The sequence below is a fragment of the Verrucosispora sp. WMMA2121 genome (assembly GCF_027460185.1).
GTDB classification, from domain to species: Bacteria; Actinomycetota; Actinomycetes; order Mycobacteriales; family Micromonosporaceae; genus Micromonospora; species Micromonospora palythoicola.
This window is the reverse complement of sequence record NZ_JAPZBH010000006.1, coordinates 2096086-2122479: the sequence shown is the minus strand read 5'-3', so window position 1 is coordinate 2122479 and position 26394 is coordinate 2096086. Positions and strand designations below refer to the sequence as shown.

Sequence of the window (26394 nt, the reverse complement as noted above, 5' to 3'; positions counted from 1 at the left end):
GGCTCACCGCCGCCCGAGTCGGGTCTGCCGGGGCCGGCGCCAGGCGCCCTGACCGGCCTCGATCCAGCGGCTCAGCAACCGGGCGTCGTAGCCCACCCGCAGCAGCTGATCCCGGACCCGTTCCGGCAGGTGCCGGGGGACCGCCCGCCCGTCCGGGCCGGGGCCGAAGACCTGGGTGGTGGTGATCCGGCTGCTCTCACCGACGCCCAACACCTCCTCGACATGCGAGACGAAGCGGTGCTTGCGCCCGCCGATGCCGGTCTCGTCGTCGACGGTGACGTAGACGATCAGGTCGAGCGCGTTGCCGGCCATCCGGCGGGCCTGGTCGACGGTCATCTCCCGGCCGTGGGCGAGCGCCAACTCGATGATCCGCTCGCTCACCCCGGCCGGGGTACGCGCGTGGATCGTGCACATCGACCCCCGGCTGGTGGTCATCGCCTGGAGCATCGGCACGATCTCCCGGGACCGCACCTCCCCGACGATGATCCGCAACACGCCCATCCGCAGCGAGACCGGGATCAGGTCGGCGATGCTCACCTCGCCGGCCGGTCGACCGTCCGGTCCGCGTTCGCCGTGCCCCTCGCGGGCCTCGAAGCTCATCACCGCCCGGTGCCGGTCGCCGCGGCGGGCCGGCAGCAGTTCCCGGCTCTCCTCCAGCAGCACGTACGGCTCGTCCGGCGGGATCTCGCTCATCATCGCCCGGATCACGGTGGTCTTTCCGGCACCGGCCAGCCCGGCGACCATGATGTTCAGCCCGGCCCGCATCGACGCCCGGAGGAAGTCGCGCAGCAGCGGGTCGATCATCTCGTCCAGGTCACCCCGGCCACCGGCCAGGTCGTCGAGGGTCACGTCGAGGGTGTTGTGCTTGCGGATCACCGCGTACGGGCGGTGGCTGACCAGGAACACCGCGGCCAGTCGGCTGCCGTCGGGCAGTTGCAGGTCCAGGGTGGGTTTCGAGGTGGACAGGGACCGTTCCGTCGCGCCGGCCCGGCGGGCCGCCGCCTGGAGGATCTCCACCAGCTCGTCGTCGCTGTCGGCGATGGGGTCGGCCCAGTCGACCCCACCGCCGTGCCGGGTGACGCGCACCTGGTCGCAGCCGAGGATGTGCACCTCCTCGATGGTGTCGTCGACGAGCAGGGTCTGGAGTCGACCGAGGCCGGCCAGCTCGGCGGTGACCTGGTCGAGCAGCAGCCGTTCCTCGCCGGCCGCCATCGGTGTGCCGGCGCGGCGCACCGCGTCGGCGTACTCGGCGACCAGCTCGACTGCGAGCCGGGCGCGCTCGGTGTCCTCCTCGGCGACGCTGAACTCGCGGCCACGCTGCCACCGGGTGAGTCGCTCGCTGAGCTGCCGGCGCAGCTCACGCACCACCTGAAAGTCGACCCTGGGTCGGGGTGGCGCGGCCGGCGGTGCCGCGACGGGCACCGACCCGTTCGGTGGCTGGTGCCAACCGTTGACCGGGGCCAGGGGCGGGGCGGTGGAGGTGGCGCCCGGTGGTTGCCGGCGCGGGTCGGACGAGACCGGCTCAAATCGCATCCGGCACCCCCTGGGACACGGGCCACGCCAGCCGGGCCCTCCGCCGCTCCAGCAGCGCGCCGATCGGCACCTCCAGCTCGCGGGCCGCCCGCAGCAGCGGCCGGTTGGCCCGCACGGTCCCGCCCAGGCTCAACACCTCGGCGGTACGCGGGTCGTGCGGCAGCCGGGCGATCACCGGCAGCTGAAGGGCCTTGCTGACCTCGCTCCGACCGTGGCCGCCACCGACCAGCAGCAGGCGCAGGGTGCCCGAGGGCACCCGATGCTCGGTGAAGTCCCGCTCGATGGCCTGGAGCATGGCCCGGGTACCGGACAGGTCGGGCAGCTGCGCGCGGGACACCACGAGCACCACCGAGGCGGCGCGCAGCAGCGGCCACGGTGGGCCGAGCACGTGCAACCGTCCACAGTCGACGATCACGTCGTACGGTGGGTCGCCGCGCTCCAGGCCGGTGAAGAAGTCCGCGAACCGCTGCCAGAGCGGGGTGACGCTGCCGGCCTGGGCCGGGTCGATCACTCCCGGCAGCAGGAGCCGTTCCCGGCGCGGCGCGTCCAGGTCGACCAGCTGTGACCAGAACGAGCTCTCCAGGCTGCCGTCCCGCAGCTCGCCGACGGCCAGCTCGCCGATGCCGCGTGGCCCGTCGAGCGCGCCACCGAGGTAGCCGGCGAGGACGGAGCCGCCGGCCGGGTCGCACTCGGCGAGGATCAGCCGCCGGTGCCAGCTCAACGCGCAGGCCAGCGCGGTGGTGGTGACCCCCGGCGAACCCTTCGCCGAGACCAGCGCGATGATCGCCATGCTCAGGCCGCCTTGGTCAGGACGACCGCGATCCGATCCTCGGCGGCCAGTGCCACCACGGCCGGTACGTCCCGGACCGCGAGCGCCAGGTAGACGACGACCTCGTCCCGCCCGTCAGTGGAGACGGCGTCGGTGACGGTCGCGGTGAACCGGGTGCCACCGGATGACGAACCCCCGCCGCTGTCGCTGCTCGGCGTGCTGACCAGCAGCACCTGGTCACCGGGGCGGAGCTTCGGCGCCGGCACCTGGGCCGCGCGCAGCCCGAGCGCGAGCTGCTGCTGCCCGGGACCGAGCAGCGGGTCGTCGGTGAGCTGGGCCATCGTCAGCAGGGTGCCCGGGGCCAACGAGACCGCGGCGCGCATCCCGATCACGTCGGCGAGCCGGGCGGCGGGCACCGGTTCGAGTCCCTGACCGCCGGCCACCTGCACCGACACCAGGTCGTCGGCGCGTACCACGTCGCCCACCTCGACCGCCCGAGCCACCGCCAGGTAGCTGCCGGTCGCCCGGACCGAGGTCACCGCGAACGCCGAGCCCAGCCCACCGAGGGCGATCAGCAGGACGGCGAGGCCGAGCAGGCCGGGCCGGACCCGGCGTTGGCGGACCACCCGGGGCGGGGCGACCGGCGCGTCCACCGGCGAGGTTCCGTTCCGGGTCGCCACGCTCATCGGGTTCCACCTTTCGTTCGCCACTGCGGGGCTCGCAGGATCGGCTCACTCACCTGGTCACCACCTGAAGCTCGTTGATCTGGATGGCGACCGGGCCCGTGGTGCGGGTGACGCCGCCGATGCTTCCGCTGTCACCACCGTTGCTGGTCCACCGCACCGACCAGTGCGTGGTCGCCCGGACCGTGTACGTCCCGGCCTCGGGGTAGCCGCTGTGGTAGCCGCAGTCGGGGGAGGGCTGTCCGGCGTGCTGGCCTCGCGGGCGGTACCGGGTGCCGGGGCCGGTGCAGGTGACCGTGTCGCCGTTGCCCATGTCCCAGACGACCCGGTTGACCCGGGCTCGGATGGTCACCGTGAGCCCGCGATCCGAGGCGGAGGCGCGCAACGGACCGAACTGGTTGGCGCCCCGTTCGGCCCACATCCAGACCGGCAGACCCACCAGACCGGGGCCGACGGACTTGCGGGGTGCGACCGCCGCGCGGGGCGCGAGCAGGGTGATCGAGGCGAACGCCCGACGGGCCAGCTCCTCCGGGTCCGGCGGAGCGCCGAAGCCCGGCGGCGGCGCGTCCAGCAGCACGAGTACTCCCTGGCCGAAGGCACCGGCGTTGCAGCTCTGCAGGTAGTACTGCTGGCCGGCGGGCGGTTCGGTGGGCGGCGACTCGGCGAGCTTGTAGTAGCAGCCGTCACCACTGTTGAACCAGCCGAGCACGTCGTCGTAGCAGGCAACGGTGCGGCCCTGCCACTGGCAGACGCCGCCGCCCCCGCCGCCGTTGTCGCCGCCGCTGCCGTTGTCCCCGCCGTTGCCGCCGCCACCGGGGGTGCCCGGGTCGTCGTCCCACACGTTGCAGTTCGGCTGGGCCGGTGGGCAGTTGGCACCGGGATCGGCGGCGGTCGCCGGAACCGCACCGCCGCTGGCCAGTAGCGCCACCAGCGCGCCGCCGAGCAGCGCCCGTCGGACGACGGCGGTACGGGCGGCGGCCGGTCGGCGGCCGTCGGCTCGCCCGGTCAGCACGGCTGGTCCTGGTGGGCCGCGCCGGCGCTGATCCGCCAGCGACCGTCGGGATAGCGGGCCGCCGTGGCGGTGACCAGGTGGCGGGAGCCGCGGGTGCCCGGTACGACCTTGTCGTCGGCGAGGTAGACCAGCCGGTAGTTGCTGGCGTCGACGCAGTCCTGGATCTCCACCGTGGGCGGTGTCGCGTCCAGGTCCGTCGAGATGACGGTGGGCCCCTCGGAGCGAAGTGTGCCGGCACTCACCGCACCGTTCTGGCGGGCCTGCCGCAGGCTGAACCGGACCCTGGTCAGCAGTGGGTCGGCGAGGAACCGGGCCAGCGCCGGCTCCTGCGGATCGCTGCGCCGGCTGGCCGTGCGGGACGCCGCGAGGTAGCCGGCGTAGGCCGCCAGCGCCGCCTTCTCCGCAGCCGCCTCCTCGGCGGCCCGCTCGGCGCCGGCTGGTCTGTTCCGTTCGGGTGTCGCGGTGGTGGCCGCCTCCTGGGTGCCGCCACAGGCGGTGCTCGTGCCGACCGTGGCCACCGCGACCAGGCCGGCCGTCCAGCGGCTCAGCTGCCGTGCTCGCACCTCGTGCCCTCCTCGGTGCCGACCGGCGTACGCCGTCACCAGCGTCTCCGGGCGTGCGGCGGCGCGACCGGCGAACCTTCCCCGGTCCGGTTCCGTGCGCAGCCACATTTACTGTTATGGATCTCTGAACAATGCACTCGCCAGGCTGCTCGTCGGTGGTGGACGTGGGTTGCGTCACATCCAAGGGGCGAGCATAGGCTGACGCTGGCCGATGCAACAGAGGCAATTCATTCGAACACGATGAGTGATGGAGAGTGGTGGCGTCGCATGGTTACCGACAGGTTGCCGAAGTTGATCGGCCCGGTGTTCGACGCGGGCGGCCGCCGGCCGCGGAGCGGGCGATCCCACCGATGGGCGGGTGCCCGGTCGGTCGGGCACAATGCGGCGGGAAATGGCAATCGGTCCGATCCGTCCCCGGCAAAAATGGTGCCAATGGGCGGTGAATTGTCACCGGCGGGATTTGCATCTGCCCGTTCCGGGCATTCGGTCCGACGATCGGACGACGCGACGGCAGGCGGTGCCCGACGATCGGACCGCCACCGGAACCGACCGGACACACTACCCTACGTGAGGGGGTGGTCCAGGTGACCCGGCCACCCGCTCCACCGGCGGAGGCGCACCGGGCGGCCACGCCGACCGACCCGCCGTCCGGGCGCACCGCCCGGTCACGGTCCGCCGCAGCGCTACTGGCGATCACCCCACTGCTTCGGTACGCCGTCGCCCGGCACGCCGTACGCCCGGGCACCGCCCGCCGGACCGGCTGCGACGCCTGTGGCGCGCCGATCGGCCCGCACCGTCCCTGGCCGGCGCTCGGCCCGACCGCCCGCTGCGGCGGCTGCGGCGCCCGGGTCGGTGCCCCGCCGGCCACCGTCGAACTGGCCGCCCTGGCAGCCGTGGCGGCGCTGCTGCTGACCCGCCCACCCGCCGTCGAGATGGTCGCCGCCGGGTGGTGGCTCGCCTGCGCGGTGCCGTTGCTCTTCATCGACGTCGCGGTGCACCGGCTGCCGGACCGGCTGACCTGGCCGGCCGTCGCCGGCACCTGGCTGCTGCTCGGGCTGGCCGCGCTGACCGGGGCCGGTGCGACACCGTGGCTGCGCGCCGTCGCCGCCGGGCTCGGGCTGGCGCTCTTCTTCGCCACCACCACCCTGTTGCTCGGTACGCGGGGCTTCGGCATCGGCGACGCCAAGCTCGCGCTGAGCGCGGGCGCCCTGCTGGGCTGGTACGGCTGGAGTGTGCCGGTGCTCGGCCTGCTGCTCGCCCTGACCCTGTCCGGGCTGGTCGCCCTGGGCCTGCTGGTCAGCCGCCGGGCCCGCCTGTCGAGTCACCTGCCGTTCGGGCCGTACCTGGTGCTCGGCACGGTCGGCGCCCTGCTGCTGGTGTGGTGAACCGCCCGGCGGGGAACTGTCAGCCCGCAGGGACCGTCGGAGAGTCCTGGAGGCACTGTGCATCCCACCCCTGACCAGCAGCCGGACGAGCCGCAGCCCGAGGAGCGGTGGCGGATCCGACGGACCCGGGACGACCTGGACCGGCTCGGCGAGACCGAGTCGGTCTTCGCGTTGGGCAACGGGTGGCTGGGCTGGCGCGGCACCCTCGACGAGGGCGCACCGGTCGACATGCCGGGCAGTTACCTCAACGGGTTGCACGAACGCCGGGAACTGACCTACCCCGAGGGCGGCTACGCCTTCCCGCAGCTCAGTGACACCGTGATCAGCCCACCGAACGCCACCCTGGTACGCCTCTGGGTCGGTGACCAGCCGTTGGACCTGCGCACCGGCACGGTGCTCGCCCACGAGCAGGTGCTGGACCTGCGGGCCGGGGTGATCGAACGGCTCACCGAGTGGGTCTCGCCGGCCGGCGACGGGGTGCGGGTACGCAGCACCCGGCTGGTGTCGCTGGCCCGCCGCCGGGTCGCCGCCGTCGACTGGACGGTGGAACCTCTGGACGGGCCGGTCGACGTGCGGATCTGCGCGGACCTGCTGGCCAACGAGCATGTCCCCGAGCGGGCCGACGACCCCCGGGCCGCCTCGCTGATCCAGGATCCGCTGACCGCCGAGCTGCACCGGGTCGACGGTGCCGACGCTCTGCTGGTGCACCGGACCGAGCGCAGCGGGCAGCGGGTCGCCGTCGCGGTCGCCCACCGGGCGGCGGCGCCGGCACAGCTCACCACCGACGCCGACGCCACCCCGGACCGGATCCGGCTGACCCTGACCGGTCCGCTGCGTCCTGGGGAGCAGGTGCGGCTGACCAAGTTCGCGGCGTTCGAGTGGGCACCGGTGGACGACTCCACCGTCGAGGAGCTGGCCGCCCAGGTCACCGCCGAGGCGGACGCCGCGCGTACGGACGGCTTCGGCGAGCTGCGTACCGAGCAGCGGGCCGCCCTCGACCAGGCCTGGCGCACCGCGGACGTGCTGCTCGACGGCGACGAGGAGCTGCAACTGGCGATCCGGTTCGCCATGTTCCACCTGATCCAGGCCGGGCGCTCGGACGGCGACCGGACCATCCCCGCCAAGGGGCTGACCGGCAACGGCTACGACGGGCACGTGCTCTGGGACACCGAGGGCTACGTGCTGCCGGTGCTGACCTACATCGCGCCCGACGTGGCCCGGTCGGCACTGCGCTGGCGACACGCCCACCTGCCCCAGGCGTACGACCGCGCGGCGGAGTTGCGGCTCACCGGCGCCACCTTCCCCTGGCGGACCATCAGCGGTCAGGAGTGCTCCGGCTACTGGCCGGCCGGAACCGCCGCGCTGCACGTCAACGCCGACATCGCCGACGCGGTCCTGCGTTACGTCGGTGCCACCGACGACGAGGACTTCCGTACCGGCCCCGGGCTGGACCTGCTGGTGGCCACCGCCCGGCTGTGGCACGGCTTCGGGCACTTCACCGACGACGGCAGCTTCCACATCGCCGGTGTCACCGGCCCGGACGAGTACGCCGCGCTCGTCGACGACAACCTGTTCACCAACCTGATGGCGCGGCGGAACCTGCGCGGCGCGGCCGATGCCGCCGAACGGCACCCGGAGGCGGCCGGCCGGCTGGGCGTGGACCCGGCCGAGGTGGCCGGCTGGCGGGCCGCCGCCGAGGCGATGACCATGCCGTACGACCCGAAGCGGGGGGTGCACCAGCAGTCCGGCGGGTTCACCGACCGGCCGGAGTGGAACTTCGCCGACACCGGCGACGACGACTATCCGCTGCTGCTGCACTTTCCCTACCTGGAGCTGTACCGGCACCAGGTGGTCAAGCAGGCCGACCTGGTGCTGGCGATGCTGCGCTGCCCGGGCGAGTTCACCGCCGAGGAGAAGGCCGCCAACTTCGCCTACTACGAGGCGCGCACGGTCCGGGACTCGTCGCTGTCCGCCGCACCGCAGGGCGTGCTCGCCGCCGAGCTGGGCCACCTCGACCTGGCGTACGACCTGTTCGCCGAGTCGGTGCTCCAGGACCTGGAGGATCTCGGCGACAAGACGGGCGACGGGCTGCACCTGGCCTCGCTGGGCGGGGCCTGGCTGGCACTGGTGCAGGGCTTCGGCGGCCTGCGCGACGACCGGGAGCTGTTGTCGTTCGACCCCCGGCTGCCCGACCGGATCGACCGCCTCGCGTTCAGCCTGCTCTGGCGCGGTCACCGGCTACACGTGACGCTGACCGCCGACGAGGCCCGGTACGAACTGCCGGACGCCGACGCCGACGTCGCGATCGAGCTGTGGCACCACGGTGAACGCCTGCGGGTGGCCGCCGGCGAGGCGACCATCCGCCCCATGCCTCCGCTACCCGACTCCGGCCCCGAGCCGGCCTCGCCACCCGGGCGCCGCCCCGCCCGCCGCTGATCCGGTGGTGTCAGTGGACCGGCTCACCCTGGTCGCCGAGGACCGGGCCGCCGGACATCCGCTGCCGCACGGCGTCCAGCTCCTCAAAGGCGTACGCCCAGTTGTGGCACTTGAAGCTGCGCAGCCCCTCGATGGGCGACCGGCAGTCGGCGCAGCGTACGCCGGGGATGGCGGCGGGCAGACCGGTGTTCACGTAGCGGCGGTCGCCGAGGATCACCGTGGCGATCATCATCGGGTCGTGCACGCCCTTCAGCGCCGAGGCGACGATGTCGTACCAGGTGATCCGGCGACCGCACTTCGGGCAGTCCGGGTGGTCGCCACTCACCCACAGCGGTGCGCCGATGGTCCGGGGCGGCATGTTGAGCAGCTTCTCGATCCGCCGTACATCGGACTCCGGGGTGGTCCAGCGGTGCCGGCCGGGCAGTGCGGCGGGCGAGTCGTAGACGGCTTGGAACAGGGCGGGGTCGACCTCGACGGTCTCGCGTTCGCTGGTCATCGGCGTCCCTCCCGGACTTCTCGGCGCCCCCACGGTGGTCACCGGCGGGTGGCAGGCACAACCGGATCAACGACACGGCGGGACGAGCGGCCCCGGTTCGGGCGTACCCGGATGCGGGCACGACCCGGACCCGGGCCGCCCGGGACGGTCAGGCGGTCGACGCGGCGGTGAGCGGCGCGGTCGGCGTCGCTCGCGGTGCCTCGGTGAGCGCCCGCTTCCGGACGCCGAAGATGACCAGGTAGCCGAGAATCCACAGCTCGCCCACGGTGGCGGGGACCACCAGCAGGTCGCGGGCGACCCCGGCGCCGGGGGCCAGGTACCCGACGAACGTCATCAGCACGTACCCCACACCACCGGCCACGAGGATCCAGCCGAGCGCCCGGGGCAGCCAACCCGAACGCAGCACGCACCAGCCCATCGGCATCAGCCAGAGGCCGAAGAAGAGCCCGCCCACGGCCCACAGGTTCTCGCTGACGAGGTACAGCAACTGGACGGTGTCGGCGGCGCCGCCGGCCTCGCCGGTGGCCACCCCGAGCGCGGTCCCCAGCATCGCGGCGCTGCCGAGGATGGCGACGGCGTTGACGATGCCGAAGGCGGCGATGCTGCCGGCGGCGGTGCTGTCGACGGATCGGAACAGCCGGTAGAACCAGACGGCGGCGAGCGTCTGGGTGAGCACGACGAGCAGTTCGAACGCCACTCCGAGGCGCGCCAACGACTCGTTGGCGACCAGGTTCGCGAGGGTCGCGTCGGCGTCGCCGACCTCGAAGATCATGGGTCGGATGGTGAGGAAGCCCAGTGCGCCGGCGATGCCGAGCCCGAGGTAGAAAAGCCCGGTCGTCCGGGCGGTGCGGATCAGTGGATGCATTGTCGCTCCTTCGATTGCGCGGCGGTGGCGAGACCAGCCTTACGTCGTAAGGCAACCATACGTTGTAAGGTCAAGGGAAGATGGGAGCCGCATGGGAGCGAGGAAACGCCGCGAGCCGCTGAGCCGGGACCGGGCGCTTGCCGCCGCCATCGCCTTGGTGGACGCGGAAGGGATGGCGGCCCTGACGATGCGCCGGCTCGCCGCCGCCCTCGGCGTCGAGGCGATGTCGCTCTACCACCACCTGCCCGGCAAGGAAGGGCTGCTCGACGGCCTCGTCGACGCCGTCGTCGCCGAGATCACCACGGCCGCCACGCAGGCCGAGACGGCGGCGGCCGGCGGCGACTGGCGTACCCGACTACGACTGCGTTTCCTCGCCGCCCGCACGGTCATGCTGCGGCACCCGTGGGCGCCGGCCCTGCTCACTGCCCGTTCGACGATTCCCGCCGGGGTGTACGGCTACTACGAGGGCATCCTCGCCACCCTGATCGACGGCGGCTTCTCGTACCGGATCGCCCACCGGGCGCTGCACGCGTTCGGCAGCCTGGCCCTCGGCTTCGCCCAGGAGGTCTTCCAGCCCGGCGCGGGCGAGGAGGTCGACGCCGAAGCGGCGGAAGCGGAACTGGCCGAGCTGTCCGCGCGGCTTCCCCACCTGGCGGCGATGGTGGCCGCCGAGCTGCACGACGCCACCGACCCCACCCTCGGCTGGTGCGACAGCCAGACCGAGTTCGAGTTCACCCTCGACCTGCTCTTCGACGGTCTGGAACAGGCTCGCGATGCAGCCGGCCCCGCGCACCGGGAGACACCCGCGCTGCCACTGTGACCGCTGACATCGCTCGCCGCGCCGGTCACCGCTACCGTCGCCGCATGCAGGACATCGGTCACGTCGCGGAGGCGTTTCGCACGGCCCGTGGCTTCGGCAGCTCGCCGCTGTACAGCCGGCTGCTCGCGGTCGTCGCGGGCGACGAGTCCCTGCTCGACCTGGCGGCCCGCACCCGCCCAGGCCAGCAGCCCACGTTCGCGCTCTTCGGCGCGGTCCACCACCTGCTGCTGGCCGGGACGCCCGATCCGCTGGCCGAGTACTACCCGTCCGTGGCCGGTGCCGCCGCTCGTCCGGTCGACGAGGGCGCCGGCCCGGCCTTCGTGCGCTTCTGCGCGGCGCACTCCGACCGAATCGGGTCACTGCTCGACACGCGCCTGGTGCAGACCAACCATGTGCAGCGCGCGCTGGTGCTACGGCTGGGCCTGGCGCTGCTGCGCCGCGCCACCGCCGCACCCGTGTGCGTGGTGGAGCTGGGTTGTAGTGCGGGGCTGAACCTCCGCGCCGACCGGTACGCCTACACCGTGGGCGGCACGCCGGTCGGCGACCACAGCTCACCGGTCCACATCGGAGTGGAAGTGCCAGCCGTCGGCCCGCTGCCCGACCTGGATCAGCTACCGGAGATCGCCGACGCGGTCGGTATCGACCTGGCCCCGCCGGATCTCACCGACACCGACGACCGGGCGTGGCTGCGCGCACTCGTGTGGCCGGAGAACTCGCACCAGGCGGCGCAGTTGCAGGCGGCGATGGCGGTGGTGGCGGCCGACCCGCCGCGCGTGATGGCCGGCGACGCCGCCGAGATCGGTCCCACGGTCGCGGCGACGCTTCCGCCGGGGCTGCCACGACTCGTCGTGCACACCGCGACGCGGATCCACGTGCCCGCCGAGGATCGTCCGGCGTTCGACGCCGCCGTGGCGGCCTTCGGAACGGACGGACCGCTGCTGCACCTCGCCCTGGAGGACGACCACCTCGTCGCACCGTCGGGCCGGCCGGGCATCGGGCTCAGGGCCACCGACGCGACGGGAAGCCGGACCATCGCCGTCGCCGACGGCCACCTGGCCTGGTTGGAACCCCTACCCGCGATGAACGAGCTGGCCTAGCTCGGCCCGATGGCGAAGTCCCTGGCCGGCCTACGGAACGCTCGGACCGCGGGCCGGACCCGGACCCGGACCGCGTCGGGTATTGCCCCCGCGCGAACCCTGCTGTCCGTCCATCCGCCTTCGTGCGGTCACGCTTCGCGGAACAGGCGTTCGATGACGTGTTGCAGCCGGATGATGTCGGTCATCGTGTACCGGCCCTCGCCTGGCCCGGGATCGATGCCCAGCGGTGGCTGTCGATGCCCGGAGGCCACGGCCCGAACCTGGTTGGCCGGGTCGGGCAGGTAGGTGAGCCCGACCACCCCGAACCGGGCCCCGCCCCGGTCACCGGCGGCCCGGCCGGACAACTCGCCAAACGTCGGTGGCCGGCCGAAGCGGCCGGCGTAGAACTCGATGACCGGGTACTCGTTGCCTCCCGCGACCTCGCGTACGAACGCCGCGTGGAAGCTCGCCTCCACCTGGATGGACACCACGTCTCCGGGGCGCAGCAGCGTCAGCGTCCCGGGCCGGCGCGGCCGGCGGGTCAGCGGTGGCGGCGGCGCGGACAGAAAGTCCTTGATGGCCGGGGACTGTCGGGCGAAGGCGTCGGAGAGCACGACATCACGGTTGAGTGAGTCGATGGCGGCCGACGCGTGGGCCGTGACGGCCTGGTCGGTGAGGCCGTACCGGTGCAGCAGCACGGCCATCGCCACCCAGCCACGGTGTCGGGTCTCCGCTGCGGTGTCGTCGGAGTCGAGTAGGCACCGCCAGCGGGTGAGGATCGGCGGGATCACCCGCTGCCCAAGGTCACGGTGATCCTCCGGTACCGCCACCAGCTGCCAGCCCACCCACCGGGCCAGATCCTCGTTCAGCGCGCGGACGAGGAGCGGCGCGGCGAGCTTGTCCAGAATCTGCTGATGCCTCACGCCGAGCGAGTCTGACAGACCTCCGCACCCCGGCGTCCAGCCCGTTGCTGCGCAAAAATCCCGCCAGATGGGTACGGGGGAGGCATGGCTCACGGACTAACCTCAGGCGACCCCTCGTGATCACCGGTACCTGGCCGCTCCTGCCCAGCGTGCTCGCGCTGGTCGCCGCACTGGCGGCGATCCTGTCCGCCGGCCGGGCGTTGGTCCGGACGGCCGACGAGCTGGCGGACCGGACCGGGATGGGCGAGGCGGTGGCCGGCGCCCTGCTGCTCGGCGCGGTGACCTCGCTGCCCGGCATCGCCACCACCGTCATCGGGTCGGTCCGGCAGGACGCCGAGTTCGCCCTCGCCAACCCGATCGGTGGCATCGCGGTGCAGACGGTCTGGCTGGCCATCGCCGACCTGCTCTACCGCCGCTCGAACATCGAACATGCGGCGGCCTCCCTGGAGAACGTCCTCCAGGCGGTCGTGCTGGTGGCGCTGCTCTGCCTGCCCGTGGTGGCGTACGCCACGCCTGAACTCACCCTGCTCTGGGTGCACCCGGCGAGCCTGCTGATCCCCGTCATCTACCTGTACGGTCTGGTGCTGCTACGCCGGCTCCGCCGGGAACCGATGTGGTTCGCCCGGCGTACCACCGAGACCCGTCAGGACGAGCCGGCTGCCGAGACGTCCGGGCTGAGCCTGCGTCGGCTGTGGTTCCGGCTGGCCGCCCTGGCGGCCGTGGTGGCCGCCACCGGCTACCTGATCGGGCAGGGCGGGCTCGGCGTGGTCGCCGCGTCCGGCCTGCCCAGCGGCTTCGTGGGCTTCACCATCACCACGGCGATCACCTCGCTGCCGGAGCTGATCACCCTCATCGCGGCGATCCGCATCGGCGCGTTGACCCTCGGCATCGGCAACATCCTCGGTGGCAACGCGTTCGACTCTCTGATGATCTTTCTCGCCGACGCCTCGTACCGGCCCGGGTCGATCTACTCCGAGGCGAACCTGTCGGGGCTGCTGTTCACCGGCATGACCACCCTGATGACGGCCACGCTGACCGCCGGCCTGCTGATCAGGGAGCGCCGGGGCATCGGCTTCGAGGGAATCGCCATCCCGCTCATCTACCTGGCCACCGTGGCCCTGCTGCTCCTGCGGCCCGGCTGAGGGCCGCGATTTCTCACTAGACGAACGCCGTGACGCCGTCGTACTCGGCCACGGGCGCGGGGCCGGGATCGGTCGGTCCACGCTCGCCACACCGTGGCTCGGGGCGCGCGGATGACCCGCTCCACGATCAGGTCCAGGTCGGGTTTCACTGTTGCTGCTCCTCAGGGTCGGTGACGAAGAGTTCGAGCCGGTCGGTGCGCTCTTCCCAGATCCGGTGCTGCTCGGCGAGCCAGTGGTCGATGACGGCGAGGCGCTCCCGGTTGAGCACACAGGTGCGTACCCGGCCGGCCTTGGCCGTCTGAATCAGCCCGCTGGACTCGAGGACCCGGACGTGCTTCATGAACGAGGGAAGGGTCATCGGGAACTCGCTGGCGAGTTCACCGACGGTCGTCGGACCGCGGCCGAGGCGTCGAAGGACCCCGCGTCTTGTCGGGTCGGCGAGGGCGCCGAACACGCCGTCGAGCTGCGCCGAATACTGAGCCATATGGCTAAGTATTCCTGGCCACATTACTTAGCGCAACGGCTAAGTATTAGCGTCTGGCGACCCCCGGCCGTGAGCAGCCAAGGCGGCTGACGCGTGCGGCCAAGCAGGCTAGACTAATCCCTTAGCTAAGTGAGGAGGTTGCGCCATGTCGGCTGAGGCCGTGCACTACAACATGCATGATGCCAAGACTCATCTGTCGCGCATCATTGAACGGGTGGAACGCGGCGAGGAGATCATCATCGACCGGGCGGGCACTCCGGTGGCGAAGGTCGTACCGCTGGTCCGGCGGGCTAACCGCACCGCAGTCGGCTCCCTCGCCGGCCAACTTGACCTCTCCGGTGACTGGGACTCACCACAGACCAACGCCGAGATCGCCGACGACTTCGGCATCGGCGCATGAACCTGCTCCTGGACACTCACGTCGCGCTCTGGGCCATCGCCGGCGACCCGACCCTCGGCCCCGAGTTGCTCGACCGACTACGCCACGAGCCGGACATCTTCCTCTCCCCGGTCACCCTGTGGGAGATCACCATCAAGCAGAGCGCGGGGAAGCTCGCAGGACCCGCTGACCTCGCCGAACGGGTAAGGGATATGGGCTTCCGTGAACTCCCGGTGACCCATACCCACGCCATCGTCGCCGGTCGCCTGCCACCCCACCACCGCGATCCCTTCGACCGCATGCTCGTGGCACAGGCGATCACCGAAGGACTGACCCTCGCCTCCCGCGACGCGTCGATAGCGCTGTACGACGTGGACGTCCTCAAGGTGTGATCGGGCGGGTTCCTCCCGGCGTAGGCGAGAACTCGCACCACCATGCGAACCAACGAGCGCCTATCGCCGGTGACCCGTTCCCACTTCGGGTGCGTAGGTCAGGAGCGTGGTTCATAGGCCCGGCGCAGGATCAGGCGATCTGACGGAGATCGCTGCCATAGTCGAAGATGATCCGCATCCGGGCGCCCAGTGCTCGCGCGTACCGACTCAGAGTCGCGACCTCGTTGGCCTCCAGATCGCCGTTCTCGATTTGACTGACCCGGCCGGGGGTGACCCCCATCAGCTCGGCAACCTGCCGCTGGGTGAGCCCGAGACGCTTACGCTCCTCGGCCAGGTGGAACGCGCTGATCCATGCCTCGGTGCGGGCGCGCTCCACTTCGAGCGCGTCGTCGTCCCCGTCGTGCAACTCGGCACGGATGTCGTCCCAGTCATGGAAGTCGCTCATCAGCCCTCCCTCCGCTTCCTCTCAAAGGCGAGCCAGCCTTCGTAGGCGACCTCGGCGACCGGGATCGCTTTCCTCGTACCATCGAGACCAGTCTCCGGCCTTGTTGCCGGCCACCAACAGCACCGCCTGCGACCAGGGATCAAGGACGAACAGAACCCGGATCGCGACGTCCCGGCCAGACCTCGGTCGCAGCTCCTTGAGATTGCCGATGCTCGACCCTCTGGGCGTGTCGACCAACGGACGTCCCAGGCCCGGACCGGTCTCCGCGAGCATGTCGATCGCCACGTTTACCTACCGGTACGTCGCCGGATCGGTCTGGCGGAGCGAGCGCAACCAGTCGCGGATCGCTGGTCGTTCTGATCGCCCAGCGACGGGCGGGGCCGTGAGGCATGAGCCAACTATAGCTCGGCCTATACCTTGAGGCGGCATGCGAACCGAGAAGCGCAGGTCGAGCGCCGGACAACATCGATCGGTGGGCCGCCAGGGACTCGAACCCTGAACCTATGGATTAAAAGTCCACAGCTCTGCCATTGAGCTAGCGGCCCGCGTCGCTCAGGTTACCGGACACCGGTGGGAGCGGGCTCGCGGCTTCCCGCCCGCCGTCGATGGGTGGGGACGGCTCCAGTCAGGTAGGGGTGGACATCGGCTGGCAGGATCGGCTGGGCCGACGTGTCCTCGTCGTTGTTCGGCCTGTCCGCGTCCTGGAGGTGCCGCCATGTCGGAGCCGATCCGCCTCGCCGTCCTGGCCGGGGCCACGCTCACCACCGGGCTGGTGGCGGGGCTGTTCTTCGCGTACGCCTGCTCGGTGATGCCGGGTCTGGCCGCGACCGACGGTCGGACCCTGGTCGGCACGATGCAGTCGATCAATCGGAAGATCATCAACGGCTGGTTCCTGTCGGCGTTTCTCGGTGGGCCGCTGCTCGTGGCGGTGGCCGTCGTCGGGTATCTCGGCACCGGCGGTGCGGTGCTCGGCTGGCTCGTCGCCGCGCTGGTCGGTCATCTGGTCACGCTCGCCGTCACGGGCCGGTGCAACGTGCCGCTGAACAACCGGTTGGAAGCCGCCGGGCCGGTCGACGGGATCAGCGATCTGGCGGGGGTGCGGCAGTGGTTCGAGTCGCCCTGGGTGCGCTGGAACCTGGTCCGGACGGTGAGCTCGGTCGCCGCCTTCGCCTGCCTGATCGGCGCGCTGCTCGCCCGCTGAGCGGCCGGTGCCGGTGACACCCCGAGCGCGGCTGGCACCGAGCCGGCAGCGGCAAGCTTGGAGAGCGGCTGACCGGGTACGGACCGGGCATGCGGATCGTGGTCGTGGGTGCGAGCGGGAACGTCGGCTCGGCGGTGCTGCGTCGGTTACGGCGTGAGCCCGAGGTGGAGATCGTCGGAGTGGCGCGGCGGTTGCCGCAGCCGGGTGCGGGTGAGCCGTACGACGGGGTGCGGTGGCACTCCTGCGACATCGGCCTGGCCGGCGCGGCGGACAAGTTGGCCGGTGTCTTCGCCGGTGCCGACGTGGTGGTGCACCTGGCCTGGCAGATCCAGCCCAGCCACGACCAGCACGTGTTGCACCGGACAAATGTTGGTGGCAGTCGGGCGGTGGTCGACGCGGTGCTGCGTGCGCGGGTGCCGGCGCTGGTGTACGCCTCGTCGGTCGGCACCTACGCGCCCGGGCCCAAGGACGTGCCGGTGAGCGAGCGCTGGCCGACCACCGGGGTGTCCGGGTCGTCGTACAGCCGGGACAAGGCGGCGGTGGAGGAGATGCTCGACGGGATCGAGCGCAGCCATCCGGAGCTGCGCCTGGTGCGGATGCGTCCTGGGTTGATCTTCCAGCGGGAGGCCGGCACCGAGATCAGCCGCTACTTTCTCGGTCCGCTGGTGCCGGTCGGGCTGCTGCGGTTCGGCCGACTGCCGCTGGTGCCGACCAACCGGCGGCTGCGGATGCAGGTGGTGCACGCCGACGACGTGGCGGACGCGTACGCCCGGGCGATCATGGGTGACGCGCGCGGCGCCTTCAACGTCGCGTCGGACCCGGTGCTGACTCCCGAGCTGGTGGCCCGGCACTTCCACGGCTGGACGGTGCCAGTGGCCGCCCCGGTGCTGCGGGCCGCCGCGACGCTCACCTGGTGGGCCCGGCTGCAACCGGTCGACGCCGGCTGGATCGAGCTGGCGCTCAACGCGCCGCTGATGTCCAGCGAGCGGGCCGAGACCGAGCTCGGCTGGCGCCCGAGCGTCGACTCGGTCACCGCCCTGCGGGAACTCTTCGCCGGCCTGGCCGCGCAATCCCGTACCGCCAGCCCACCCATGTCCATCTCACCCACCTTCCCGGCAGGCGAGGGCAACCCCTACTGACCCGTCGGCGGGTCAGCGGACGGTGGAGGCGGTGAAGGTGGGCTTGCCGGAGCCCAGGTAGAAGATGCCGGGGTGGTTTTCGAAGCCGTGGCTGGGGTTGCGGCGCAGGGTCGAGTTCTCGACGCGCAGCGTGCCGGTGCGGTCGTTGCTGACGAAGAAGATCGCCCCGCCGCCCTCCCGGGCGTCGTTGTCCTCGACGACCGTGCCGGCGAGGCGTAGGGAGAACGTGTTGCCGTCGCAGTAGATCGCCCCGCCGCTGCCGCCGCCAGGCGTGCCGGAGCGGGCCGGGTTGGCGCCCTCGCCGACCGCCTCGTTGTCCCGCAGCACGCTGTTGAGCACCACCCAGGAGACACCGATGCTGCTCAACGCGCCGCCGTTGGCGCAGGAGCCACCGGTGAAGGTGCTGTTGACCACGTACACCGGCTGGTCGTCGTGCTGGTCGAGCACCCGGATCGCGGCGCCGCCCAGGTCGGGGCCGGTCCGGTCGCAGCGGTTGTCGACGAAGCGTGAGTTGACCACCTTGAACCGGCCACCCCGGACGAAGATCGCCCCACCGCCCCCACCGTCGGTGCGCTGGCCGGTGGCGTCGCCGTCGGCGAAGGTGAGGTTCTGCACGGTCAGGCGCGGGTGATCCTGGTCGTTGCAGTGCGAGGTGGTCCAGCCCTGCAACGCGTCGCAGGTGTTCATGTAGAGGATGCGCCGCTTGCCCTGCCCGCTGAGCGTGACCTTGCCACCACCGTCGAGGACCACCTGCGGGCCGTTGGCGTTGCGTACCTTGGCGGTGGCGGTCATCCGGATGGTCACCGGGTCGGGACCGCAGTCGAAGGTGATGATGCCGCCGGCCGCGACCGCCCGGATGACGGCGGCGGAGGTGCAGCTGTCGGCGGTGCCGTTGCCGACGGTGCGGGTCGGCTTCGACGTGTCGACCGCCCGCCCGGCCGCCGGCACGGTCACCCGTCCGCTCGGGTTGCCGCTGTTGGGGGCAGCCCGGGACGCGCGGGGCGGGGTCGGGCTGGCACTGGCAGTCGGGCTGCTGCCCAGCCCGGTCTGAGCCGCCGGAGTGGCCTGCGCGTCCGGCGCCTGCCCCGCGCTCGGCGTCGTGGACGGGTCGCTCGCCGGGGCCTGCGCGCCGCGCGGGTCGGCGCTCGGCACGGACGGACTGCACGCGGCGAGGGTGGCGATGGCGACGCCGCACGCGACCGCGGCGATGGAGGGTCTGAGGCGCACCCCGTGATGCTAGGGCCTGTGTCAACGAACCTGGGCCCGCCGTGGGCGCGAGGATCAGGCGATCGGCACGTGGTGCAGGTGCCGCCGTCGACGCAGCCGGACGGCGAAGACGGCCGCCACCGTCACGATCAGCAGCGCGGTGACCGCCAGCCCGTGCAGGACGCCCCGGGTCAGGTAGCCGTCGTCGGTGTGGTCCACCGCCCAGGTGCCGATCTCCCGGCTGGACCAGAACGGCGTCAGCTTCGCCCCTGCGGCGGCCGGGTCGAGGAGCATCTGCATCGCCACCACGGTGAGCAGCAGCAGCGTGCCCTCGAGTTCGCGGGGCAGCAGGGCACCGATCACCATGCCGAACGGTGCGGCCACGGCCACGCAGCAGAGCATCGCCACGGCGATGCCGCCGTACCGCAGGTTGTTCGCGTCGATGACGGTGAGCAGGAAGAACGGCACCGAGATCGCCAGTCCGAGCGCCCACAGGCCGAGCATCCGGCCGAGGTAGAGGTGGTGTGGCCGGTAGCCGGCGAGCCGGAGTCGTGGTTCCAGTTCACGGGCCGCGCTGGTGGCGAAGAGCGCCGCCGTGCTGACCGCCCAGCTGATGCCGAGCAGCAGCGCGCGTACGGACTGCCCGACGTAGGAGTCCCGCCGGATCAGCCAGAAGGTCAACGGCATCAACAGCAGGAGCAGGAGTACGCCCCGGCGGCGCGCCAGCTCCCGCAGCGTCATCTCGGCCACGGTGACCAGCCGGTTCACGAACGGCCTCCCTGGTGGGCGGGGGTCAGGTCGAGGACCAGGTCGACCCGGTCGAGTTGATTGAGCAGGTGGGTCACCACGACGATGGCCCGTCCCTCGTCGCGCAGCCGGGTCAGCTGGTCCCAGAGGTTGACGTAGCTGCCCTGGTCGAAGCCCTGGTACGGCTCGTCGAGCAGCAGCACGTCCGGCTGCGTCAGGGTGGACACGGTGAGGTTCAGTTTCTGCCGCGTACCGCCGGAGAGGTGCCGGGCGAGCACGGCGTCCTCGGCGTCCCAGCCGAGCTGTCGGGCCGCCGCCCGGCCGGCCTGCCGGGCCGGCCCCCGCGCCACGCCCTGACCGGCGCCCACCAGTACGAAATGCTCGTCGGGCAGCAGGAAGTCGGCGGTGCCGCCCTGTTGGGGGCAGTAACCCAACCGGCCCGAGACGGTCACCTCCCCGGCGTCCGGCGAGACCAGGCCGGCGCAGATCCGCAGGAAGGTGCTCTTGCCGCAGCCGTTCGCGCCGACCACGGCGGCGATCTGTCCGGCCCGTACGGTCAGGGACGCGTCGCGGAGCACCACGCGTCGGCCGTACCGCTTGGTGAGGCCCCGGGCGTGCAGCCGGACGGGGCCCGGGCGCGGGCCGGGTGCGGTGCCGATGCTCTCCACGATGGCGGCGGCGTACGCCTGCGGCGGACCGAAGACCAGCCACGGGTCACCGCCGCCCTCGCGCAGGTGGGTGGCCGCCTCGGCGACCACGTGCCGGGCGGTGTCGCCGTCCACTCGGCGCTGGTACAGCTCGGCCGCGAACGCGCGCAGCCAGTCGTCGGCGTTCACCCGTCGACCCCCTTCGTGACGATGCCGGTCACCGGGGCCACGAACGCCAACCAGGCGTTGCCGCCGTGCCGCAGCGCCGCTCGCCCGTCGTCGGTCAGTTGGTAGTACTTGCGGGCCGGACCGGAGTCGCCCTCCCGCCACCGCGCGGTGACCAGACCGGTGCGTTGCAGCCGTAGCAGCACCGGGTAGAGCGTGCCGCCCTGGATCGGACCGACGCCCGCGGCGTCGAGTGACTGGGCGAGCTGGTAGCCGTAGGACTCGCCGTCGCGCAGCAGGGCGAGTACGCAGAGGTCGAGCACCCCGCGCAGCCACTGCCCCCGACGGTCGGAATCCACCCGCCGAACCCTAGTGCCGCTATCTAGATGGCACAACTACCTAGTGTGGTGCGGCCGACCGACGGACCGGTGCCGGCGTACCTCAGCCGGTCACCACATCGGAGATCACCACGGTGACGTTGTCGGGCGCACCGGCCTGGTGGGCGAGCTTCACCAACTGTTCGCCGCACTGGTGGCGGTCGGCGTGCATGCCCAGCGTGGCGGCGATCGCGTCGTGCGCCACATAGTCCGAGAGCCCGTCGCTGCACAGCAGCAGCCGGTCACCGGCGGCGACGGTCACCGCGCCCATCGTCGGCGGCGCGTCGGCACCCTGTACCGCCCGGGTGACAAGCGAGCGTTGCGGGTGGTGGCGGGCCTGCTCGGGAGAGAGGGCACCCTGGTCGACGAGCGCCTGCACGAACGTGTCGTCCCGGGTCAGCTGGCGTAGTTGGCCGTCGCGGAGCAGATAGCAGCGGGAGTCGCCGACCTGCGCCAGCACCAGCGTCTCCCCGGCCAGCAGGGCCGCGGTCAGCGTCGTACCCATGCCGTCGCGGGCCGGGTCGGCGGTGATCGCGGCGTGGATGCGCTGGTTGGCGGTGCTCACCACGGCACGCAGCGCCTCGGTGGCGGCGTCCGGCGCGGTCGGCGGAACCAGCTCGTCGAGGATCCGGATGACGATCTCGCTGGCCACCTCACCGGCGGGCAGGCCACCCATGCCGTCGGCCACCGCGACCAGGCGCTCGCCGGCGAGGGCGGAGTCCTCGTTGTTGGTCCGGACCAGACCGATGTCGTTGAGGATGGCCGAGCGGAGGATCAGCGTCATGGGACAAGCTTGCCAAGAAGACCCTTCCCGCGTCTCTACGCACTACTGCGTAGGGTTGAGGAATGTTGCCGGTGTCCATGGTCGGGCGTGCCGGTGAGCTGGCTGAGCTGGACCGGGCCTGGTCCGGCGTGGTCCTGGGCCGCCGCCGCTCCCCGGCCGTCGCGGTCGTCACCGGGGGGCCGGGGGTGGGCAAGAGCCTGCTGGTCGCCGCCGCGCTGGACGCCTTCACCCCGCGACCGGCGGTGGTGCTCAACGGCGCCGCCCGGGTGCACAGCCCCGCCCCGTACGACTGGTTGGCCGCGGTGTTGAGCGGGCGCGACACCGCCCGGCTCGACCTGCCGGCCGACGCGCTGGCCTGGCTGGCCCAGCAGCCCACCGCGCCGCGCGAGCGTTACGCCCCGGGCACCCTGCTCCGGCTGGCCGTGCGTACCGTCCGGGTGCTGGTCGGCGCCGGTCCGGCGGTGCTCGTGGTGGAGGACCTGCACGCCCTCGATCCGGCCAGCCTCAACCTGGTCGGCGAACTTGCCACCGCCGACGGGCTGCCGGCCCTGCTGGTGGTGGCGACCAGGCCCGCCGCGCGCGCGGTCTCACCGGAACTCGCCGGCCGGACCCTGGCCCGCCTCTGCGGGGTACGCGGCGTCGTGCGCCAGCACCTCGGCCCGCTGCGCCCGGCCGAGGTCGCCGAGGTGCTGACCCAGGTGTACCCGGCCCCACGCCCCGAACTGGTGCACGAGGTCTGGCGGCGCACCGACGGCAACCCGTACGCGCTCACCGAACTGCTCGCCGCGTACGCCGGGCAGGATCCCGACACCCTGCTGGCTGCGGCCGGCTCGCCGGTGCTGGCCGAGTCCGCGCCGCCCCCCTCCCGTCCGGCCGTGCCCGCCTCCCGGGCTGCCGTGCCGGAGTCCACTCCCGGCCGGTCGACGCGCCGCCGTGCCGTGCCGGAGCCCGGATCCACCGATGGGTCGGCGGCCACGCTCCCGGTCTGCCTGACCGGCCGGGAGGCGGAGGTGCTCGACTGCCTGGTCGCCGGGATGTCCAACAAACAGGTGGCCCGCGCCCTGGGCATCTCGGTACGCACGGTCACCGTGCACGTCTCCAACCTGCTCCGTAAGACCGGCACCGCCTCCCGCACCGAGGTGGCCCTCTGGGCGGTCCGCCAACACCCGACCCCGCAGCGTCCCACCCGCCACCGCGCTGATCATGAAGTTATTACCCCGGCAAGCGCTTACCCGCCGCAATAACTTCATGATCGACCAAGGGGTGGGGTGGGTCAGTCTTCTGGGGGGAGGGTGGCGGCGGGGGTGTTTAGGGTTACCTCGGTGGGGGTGACGGTGGAGATCTGGTCGGCGAGGACGTAGACGGCGCCGGTGGTTACCAGCTCGGTGGAGACCTTGAGGTAGCCGGTGCGTAGCAGTCGGGCGGCCAGGTCCGCCGGCACGTCCGGTTCCGCCACGGTCGCGGATTCGATCAGTTCGTCCAGGCTGCTCCCGGGGTCGGTGGTCGGTGCCTGCACGGTCACCGCGTTCGGGTCGCCGCGCTGCACGAGGTCCACGGTGCCCACGTCGACGCCGGCCGAGTCGACCACCCGCATGCCGGTGGTGACCCGCGAGAGGGTTGTCCGCTGATCGATGCCCTGCTGCTCCATCCCCGCGCGGTTCCCACCCTCCCCACCCGCTAAACCCACCCACCCCCACCCGCCCCCGCACCCCACCCGGTTGATCAAGAAGTTTTGGTCGGCAGCGGCGCGGATCCCGACCAAAACTTCTTGATCAACGCGAGTGGGGGTGGGGGTGAGGGTGAGGGTGGGTGGGTCAGGGGGTTGGGGGGCGGGGGGTCAGTTCGCGCCAGGTGTCGGTGCCTTGGAGCAGCGCGCGGATGGTGTCCTCGGCCTCGTCGACGGTGTCGTACTCGTAGAACCGGGAGACGCCTTCGGCGCCGCCGGCGCGTTGCTCGACGAACCATCGGTCGGCATCCGTCCGGAGGAAGACGTCCCGCCGGGCCAGCCGCCCCCACTTCCCGTTCCACAGGTGTTTCCGCTGCTCCATGGCCCGGACTCTATCGAACATCTGTTCGAGACAAGGGCGGCCCCTGCGGGAATCCCGCAGGGGCCGATGTGCGGTTGCCGGATTCAGCGCGCGGCGGGCGGTTCGTCCCTCCGGCCGAGCACGTCGTCCAGGGCGCCGCGCTGCTGCGCCGGGGTGGTCCGGCCGGCGGCGACGAGGGCGTCCCGGATCTCGGTGAGCAACTTGATCTCCTCGCTCGGCGCGGCCGGCGGCGGCTCCTCACCCCGCTGGCGACGCTCCGCCAGCCGGTTCATCGGAAACACCACCAGGAAGTACAGCGCGGCGGCGGTGAGCAGGAAGGTGATCGTCGCGTTGACGAAGGCGATCCAGTCGAAGGGAATGCCCTCGATTTCTGGCGCGGTGCCGGCGATGCCCTTGTCGCTGCCGGTGATGAGCAGCACGAAGACCCGGATCAGTGGTTCCAGGAAGGACTTGGTGAGCTGGGTGACCACGCCGGTGAAGGCGGCACCGATGACGACGCCCACCGCGAGGTCGATGACGTTGCCGCGCATGATGAAGTCTTTGAAGCCCTTGAGCATCCGTACTCCCGAGGTGTCCCGTCTATGTCGGGGACAACCTATGCCCCGGGCGGGGGCTCCAGAAAAGTGCCGGCCTCCCGGGCGGCCAGCTCCGGATCGCCGGCCCGGATGGCGGCCACCAGCCGGGCGTGGTCGACGTGCCGGTCCGGCGTCAGCGCGTCGCCCATGGCCTGGGTGAGCGTGCTGCGCATCGCGGTGCCGACCGAGGCGTACAACTCGGCGAGCATGGCGTTGTGCGCCGCCGCGACCACCGCGGTGTGCAGCGCGGCGTCGGCCGCCACGAACTCGGCGACCCGGCCGCCGCGCCAGGCCGCCTCGCGGGCGGCGAGCGCGTCGTCGAGGGCGGCCAGGTCCTCGGGGGTACGCCGCCGAGCGGCGAGCCGGGCGGCCTCCACCTCGAAGGCACGGCGTACCTCGATCACCTCGGTCATCCGGTCGTCGGTGAGCCGGCGGGCCACCACCGGAGCTAGTTCGTCGGTGGAGAGGACGTAGGTGCCGGAGCCCTGGCGGCACTCCAGCACCCCGGCGTGGGCCAGCGCGCGGACCGCCTCACGCACCGTGTTGCGCCCCACGCCGAGGATCTCGACCAGTCGCGGTTCGGTGGGGATCCGCCCGCCCACCGGCCACTCGCCGTCCATGATCCACTGCCGGAGCTGGGCGATCGTCTCCCGGACCCGCCGGCCGCGCGGCGGCACCGGGGTGGGATCGACTGCCGGTGGCACTGGTTACAACCTCTCGCCGAAATTCATCCCATGATTGTAGGTTCGAGGTCATGCCCCCGTCACCCCCTGCCGTCCCCGCCGTCCCAAGGAACCCGGTCAACCGCCAGGCCGCCCCGACGCATGCGGTCGCCGGTCGGGGCGTCCCGAGCGGCGAAGTTGTCACGGCTGCGGGGTTCCCGGGCGCGGTCGGCCCGGCCGGCGGCGCGGCTACGACCACATCCCGGGTCAACCCGACATGGCTGGTGCTGGCCGGGATGCTGCTGGTGGCGCTCAACCTGCGGGCCGCCGTCACCAGCCTCGGCGCGCTGCTCGACGAGGTACGCCTCGGGCTGGCCCTCTCCGGGACGATGGCCGGACTCGTCACCACCCTGCCCACCATCGCGTTCGCCGGGCTCGGCGCGGCCACCCCGTGGCTGGTCCGCCGGTTCTCCCCGGCCCGGCTGCTGGTGCTGGCGATGCTGGCCCTCACCGTCGGGCAGGTGTTGCGGGCGGTCGCCGGCTCCGCCGTGGTGTTCCTGGTCACCAGCGCGCTCGCGCTGGCCGGCATCGCGGTGGCGAACATCCTGCTGCCGATGCTCGTCAAGCAGCACTTCCCGCATCGCACCGGGCTGGTCACCGGGGCGTACACGATGGCGTTGACGGTGGGCACGACGGTGGCCGCCGCGTCCGCGGTGCCGGTGGCGCACGCCTTCGGCAGTTGGCGGGCCGGGCTGGGTGTCTGGGCCGGGCTGGCGGCGGTGGCCGTACTGCCGTGGCTGCCGGCGGCGCTGCGCGGCGGCGCCGCCGCACGGCGCGGTGGCATCGCCGCCCGGTCGGGTGTCCGGCCGGGACGCACCCGGCTCGGCTGGGCGATGGCGGTCTATTTCGGGGCGCAGTCGCTGAGCGGTTACGCGATCATGGGCTGGTTGGCCCAGATGTTCCGGGACGCGGGTTTCCGCCCGCAGGACGCCGGGCTGCTGCTCGCCGGAGTGACCGCGCTCGGGGTGCCGATCGCGCTGCTGATGCCGACGCTCGCCGGCCGACTGGGCAGCCTGCGGCCGCTGGTCTTCGCACTGACCGCCGCCTCCAGCCTGGCGTACCTGGGTCTGGCGTTCGCGCCGCGCGGCGGGGCGCTGGTGTGGGTGGTGCTGTTGGCGTTCGGGCAGGGTGCCTTCCCGCTCATCCTGGCCACCATCGGGCTGCGGGCCCGCACCGCCGACGGCACGGTGGCGCTGTCGGCCTTCGCGCAGAGCACGGGTTACGTCATCGCGGCGCTGGGGCCGCTGCTGGTCGGGATCCTGCACGACGCGACCGGGGGATGGCTGGCGCCGATCGGCTTCCTGCTGGTCGCCCTGGCCGTGCAGACCTGCGCGGGCGTGCTGATCGCTCGCCCCCGTTACATCGAGGACGAGCGTTGAG

The 26394-nt window shown here is 72.3% G+C and carries 30 protein-coding genes, 1 tRNA gene and 1 pseudogene; 11 read left to right on the top strand and 21 right to left on the bottom strand.

Annotated elements, in window-relative coordinates; all coding sequences use genetic code 11:
• Positions 1–3: 3 nt before the first annotated feature.
• The 5 genes from O7605_RS18615 to O7605_RS18595 are packed head-to-tail and all read right to left on the bottom strand — an operon-like array spanning position 4 to position 4560.
• On the bottom strand, positions 4–1533 hold the full coding sequence (locus O7605_RS18615; protein ID WP_269740352.1) for a CpaF family protein: 1530 nt from the start codon (positions 1531–1533) through the stop codon (positions 4–6).
• Positions 1523–2323, bottom strand: a complete 801-nt coding sequence (locus O7605_RS18610) for a ParA family protein (RefSeq protein ID WP_269740351.1) — start codon at positions 2321–2323, stop codon at positions 1523–1525. Before O7605_RS18610 ends, O7605_RS18615 begins: the two co-directional genes overlap by 11 nt.
• A gap of 2 nt (positions 2324–2325) precedes the next feature.
• Positions 2326–2988: an SAF domain-containing protein gene (locus O7605_RS18605; protein ID WP_269740350.1), complete on the bottom strand. Its 663-nt coding sequence runs from the start codon at positions 2986–2988 to the stop codon at positions 2326–2328.
• 49 nt (positions 2989–3037) lie between these two features.
• Positions 3038–3997 (bottom strand): hypothetical protein, encoded by a 960-nt coding sequence (locus O7605_RS18600; RefSeq protein ID WP_443083941.1) that lies wholly within the window; start codon positions 3995–3997, stop codon positions 3038–3040.
• The gene (locus O7605_RS18595; RefSeq protein WP_269740349.1) at positions 3991–4560 is read right to left on the bottom strand and encodes a hypothetical protein; all 570 of its coding nucleotides are present in this window, start codon (positions 4558–4560) and stop codon (positions 3991–3993) included. Before O7605_RS18595 ends, O7605_RS18600 begins: the two co-directional genes overlap by 7 nt.
• Positions 4561–5246: 686 nt before the next feature.
• Between O7605_RS18595 and O7605_RS18590 the strand changes: the two genes are divergently transcribed.
• Both O7605_RS18590 and O7605_RS18585 read left to right on the top strand, forming a co-directional pair.
• Positions 5247–5945, top strand: a complete 699-nt coding sequence (locus O7605_RS18590) for a prepilin peptidase (RefSeq protein WP_269742681.1) — start codon at positions 5247–5249, stop codon at positions 5943–5945.
• A gap of 57 nt (positions 5946–6002) precedes the next feature.
• The gene (locus O7605_RS18585) at positions 6003–8381 is read left to right on the top strand and encodes a glycoside hydrolase family 65 protein (RefSeq protein ID WP_269740348.1); all 2379 of its coding nucleotides are present in this window, start codon (positions 6003–6005) and stop codon (positions 8379–8381) included.
• Positions 8382–8391: 10 nt separating this feature from the next.
• Here O7605_RS18585 and O7605_RS18580 read toward each other — a convergent pair whose 3' ends face one another.
• Together O7605_RS18580 and O7605_RS18575 are read right to left on the bottom strand one after the other, a co-directional pair.
• Entirely contained in the window at positions 8392–8877 is a 486-nt protein-coding gene (locus O7605_RS18580) for a hypothetical protein (RefSeq protein ID WP_269740347.1), read from the bottom strand.
• A gap of 148 nt (positions 8878–9025) precedes the next feature.
• Positions 9026–9742 carry a DUF4386 domain-containing protein gene (locus tag O7605_RS18575; RefSeq protein WP_269740346.1) on the bottom strand — a complete coding sequence of 239 codons (717 nt, stop codon included), beginning with the start codon at positions 9740–9742 and terminating at the stop codon, positions 9026–9028.
• A gap of 91 nt (positions 9743–9833) precedes the next feature.
• On the opposite strand from O7605_RS18575, the gene O7605_RS18570 reads away from it, so the two are divergent.
• Positions 9834–10562, top strand: coding sequence for a TetR/AcrR family transcriptional regulator (locus tag O7605_RS18570; protein WP_269740345.1), 729 nt, complete (start codon positions 9834–9836; stop codon positions 10560–10562).
• Positions 10563–10606: 44 nt separating this feature from the next.
• Positions 10607–11659 (top strand): DUF2332 domain-containing protein, encoded by a 1053-nt coding sequence (locus O7605_RS18565; RefSeq protein ID WP_269740344.1) that lies wholly within the window; start codon positions 10607–10609, stop codon positions 11657–11659.
• Between the two features lie 128 nt (positions 11660–11787).
• Here the strand turns inward: O7605_RS18565 and O7605_RS18560 are convergent, their stop codons facing one another.
• The gene (locus O7605_RS18560) at positions 11788–12561 is read right to left on the bottom strand and encodes a hypothetical protein (RefSeq protein ID WP_269740343.1); all 774 of its coding nucleotides are present in this window, start codon (positions 12559–12561) and stop codon (positions 11788–11790) included.
• A gap of 116 nt (positions 12562–12677) precedes the next feature.
• Here O7605_RS18560 and O7605_RS18555 point away from each other — a divergent pair, with 116 nt between their 5' ends.
• Positions 12678–13703 (top strand): sodium:calcium antiporter, encoded by a 1026-nt coding sequence (locus tag O7605_RS18555; RefSeq protein WP_269740342.1) that lies wholly within the window; start codon positions 12678–12680, stop codon positions 13701–13703.
• A gap of 145 nt (positions 13704–13848) precedes the next feature.
• Here the strand turns inward: O7605_RS18555 and O7605_RS18550 are convergent, their stop codons facing one another.
• Positions 13849–14187, bottom strand: coding sequence for an ArsR/SmtB family transcription factor (locus tag O7605_RS18550; protein WP_269740341.1), 339 nt, complete (start codon positions 14185–14187; stop codon positions 13849–13851).
• A gap of 145 nt (positions 14188–14332) precedes the next feature.
• On the opposite strand from O7605_RS18550, the gene O7605_RS18545 reads away from it, so the two are divergent.
• Both O7605_RS18545 and O7605_RS18540 read left to right on the top strand, forming a co-directional pair.
• On the top strand, positions 14333–14587 hold the full coding sequence (locus O7605_RS18545; protein ID WP_102659982.1) for a type II toxin-antitoxin system Phd/YefM family antitoxin: 255 nt from the start codon (positions 14333–14335) through the stop codon (positions 14585–14587).
• A complete protein-coding gene (locus O7605_RS18540) occupies positions 14584–14958 on the top strand; it encodes a type II toxin-antitoxin system VapC family toxin (protein ID WP_269740340.1) in 375 nt (124 codons plus the stop codon). Before O7605_RS18545 ends, O7605_RS18540 begins: the two co-directional genes overlap by 4 nt.
• Before the next feature lie 130 nt (positions 14959–15088).
• Here the strand turns inward: O7605_RS18540 and O7605_RS18535 are convergent, their stop codons facing one another.
• The 3 genes and pseudogenes from O7605_RS18535 to O7605_RS18525 all read right to left on the bottom strand — a co-directional run bounded on the left by O7605_RS18535 (position 15089) and on the right by O7605_RS18525 (position 15948).
• Positions 15089–15403: a transcriptional regulator gene (locus O7605_RS18535; RefSeq protein WP_269740339.1), complete on the bottom strand. Its 315-nt coding sequence runs from the start codon at positions 15401–15403 to the stop codon at positions 15089–15091.
• Positions 15403–15736: pseudogene (locus O7605_RS18530) on the bottom strand (type II toxin-antitoxin system RelE/ParE family toxin). The gene O7605_RS18535 and the pseudogene O7605_RS18530 overlap by 1 nt, the downstream one beginning before the upstream one ends.
• Before the next feature lie 140 nt (positions 15737–15876).
• Positions 15877–15948, bottom strand: a tRNA-Lys gene (locus O7605_RS18525).
• Positions 15949–16118: 170 nt separating this feature from the next.
• Here O7605_RS18525 and O7605_RS18520 point away from each other — a divergent pair.
• Both O7605_RS18520 and O7605_RS18515 read left to right on the top strand, forming a co-directional pair.
• Positions 16119–16604, top strand: coding sequence for an anthrone oxygenase family protein (locus tag O7605_RS18520; protein WP_269740338.1), 486 nt, complete (start codon positions 16119–16121; stop codon positions 16602–16604).
• An 89-nt stretch (positions 16605–16693) separates the two neighbouring features.
• Complete coding sequence (locus tag O7605_RS18515; protein WP_269740337.1) at positions 16694–17743, top strand: NAD-dependent epimerase/dehydratase family protein; 1050 nt, start codon at positions 16694–16696, stop codon at positions 17741–17743.
• A 12-nt stretch (positions 17744–17755) separates the two neighbouring features.
• On the opposite strand, the gene O7605_RS18510 is transcribed toward O7605_RS18515, so the two are convergent.
• The 5 genes from O7605_RS18510 to O7605_RS18490 form a co-directional block, all read right to left on the bottom strand.
• Positions 17756–18970, bottom strand: coding sequence for a hypothetical protein (locus tag O7605_RS18510; RefSeq protein WP_269740336.1), 1215 nt, complete (start codon positions 18968–18970; stop codon positions 17756–17758).
• 54 nt (positions 18971–19024) lie between these two features.
• Positions 19025–19717 (bottom strand): ABC transporter permease, encoded by a 693-nt coding sequence (locus tag O7605_RS18505; protein WP_269740335.1) that lies wholly within the window; start codon positions 19715–19717, stop codon positions 19025–19027.
• The gene (locus O7605_RS18500) at positions 19714–20532 is read right to left on the bottom strand and encodes an ATP-binding cassette domain-containing protein (protein ID WP_269740334.1); all 819 of its coding nucleotides are present in this window, start codon (positions 20530–20532) and stop codon (positions 19714–19716) included. The genes O7605_RS18505 and O7605_RS18500 overlap by 4 nt, the downstream gene beginning before the upstream one ends.
• Entirely contained in the window at positions 20529–20867 is a 339-nt protein-coding gene (locus O7605_RS18495; protein WP_093403911.1) for a PadR family transcriptional regulator, read from the bottom strand. Before O7605_RS18495 ends, O7605_RS18500 begins: the two co-directional genes overlap by 4 nt.
• A gap of 82 nt (positions 20868–20949) precedes the next feature.
• Positions 20950–21669: a PP2C family protein-serine/threonine phosphatase gene (locus O7605_RS18490; protein ID WP_269740333.1), complete on the bottom strand. Its 720-nt coding sequence runs from the start codon at positions 21667–21669 to the stop codon at positions 20950–20952.
• Between the two features lie 62 nt (positions 21670–21731).
• Between O7605_RS18490 and O7605_RS18485 the strand changes: the two genes are divergently transcribed.
• Complete coding sequence (locus tag O7605_RS18485) at positions 21732–22913, top strand: helix-turn-helix domain-containing protein (protein ID WP_269740332.1); 1182 nt, start codon at positions 21732–21734, stop codon at positions 22911–22913.
• A 29-nt stretch (positions 22914–22942) separates the two neighbouring features.
• On the opposite strand, the gene O7605_RS18480 is transcribed toward O7605_RS18485, so the two are convergent.
• The 4 genes from O7605_RS18480 to O7605_RS18465 all read right to left on the bottom strand — a co-directional run bounded on the left by O7605_RS18480 (position 22943) and on the right by O7605_RS18465 (position 24996).
• Entirely contained in the window at positions 22943–23302 is a 360-nt protein-coding gene (locus O7605_RS18480) for a hypothetical protein (protein ID WP_269742679.1), read from the bottom strand.
• A 181-nt stretch (positions 23303–23483) separates the two neighbouring features.
• Positions 23484–23717 carry a hypothetical protein gene (locus O7605_RS18475; RefSeq protein WP_164446583.1) on the bottom strand — a complete coding sequence of 78 codons (234 nt, stop codon included), beginning with the start codon at positions 23715–23717 and terminating at the stop codon, positions 23484–23486.
• 83 nt (positions 23718–23800) lie between these two features.
• Positions 23801–24274: a large conductance mechanosensitive channel protein MscL gene (gene mscL / locus O7605_RS18470; RefSeq protein ID WP_269740331.1), complete on the bottom strand. Its 474-nt coding sequence runs from the start codon at positions 24272–24274 to the stop codon at positions 23801–23803.
• Positions 24275–24312: 38 nt separating this feature from the next.
• Entirely contained in the window at positions 24313–24996 is a 684-nt protein-coding gene (locus O7605_RS18465) for a FadR/GntR family transcriptional regulator (protein WP_269740330.1), read from the bottom strand.
• A gap of 50 nt (positions 24997–25046) precedes the next feature.
• Between O7605_RS18465 and O7605_RS18460 the strand changes: the two genes are divergently transcribed.
• A complete protein-coding gene (locus O7605_RS18460; protein WP_269740329.1) occupies positions 25047–26393 on the top strand; it encodes an MFS transporter in 1347 nt (448 codons plus the stop codon).
• Position 26394: the final 1 nt, after the last annotated feature.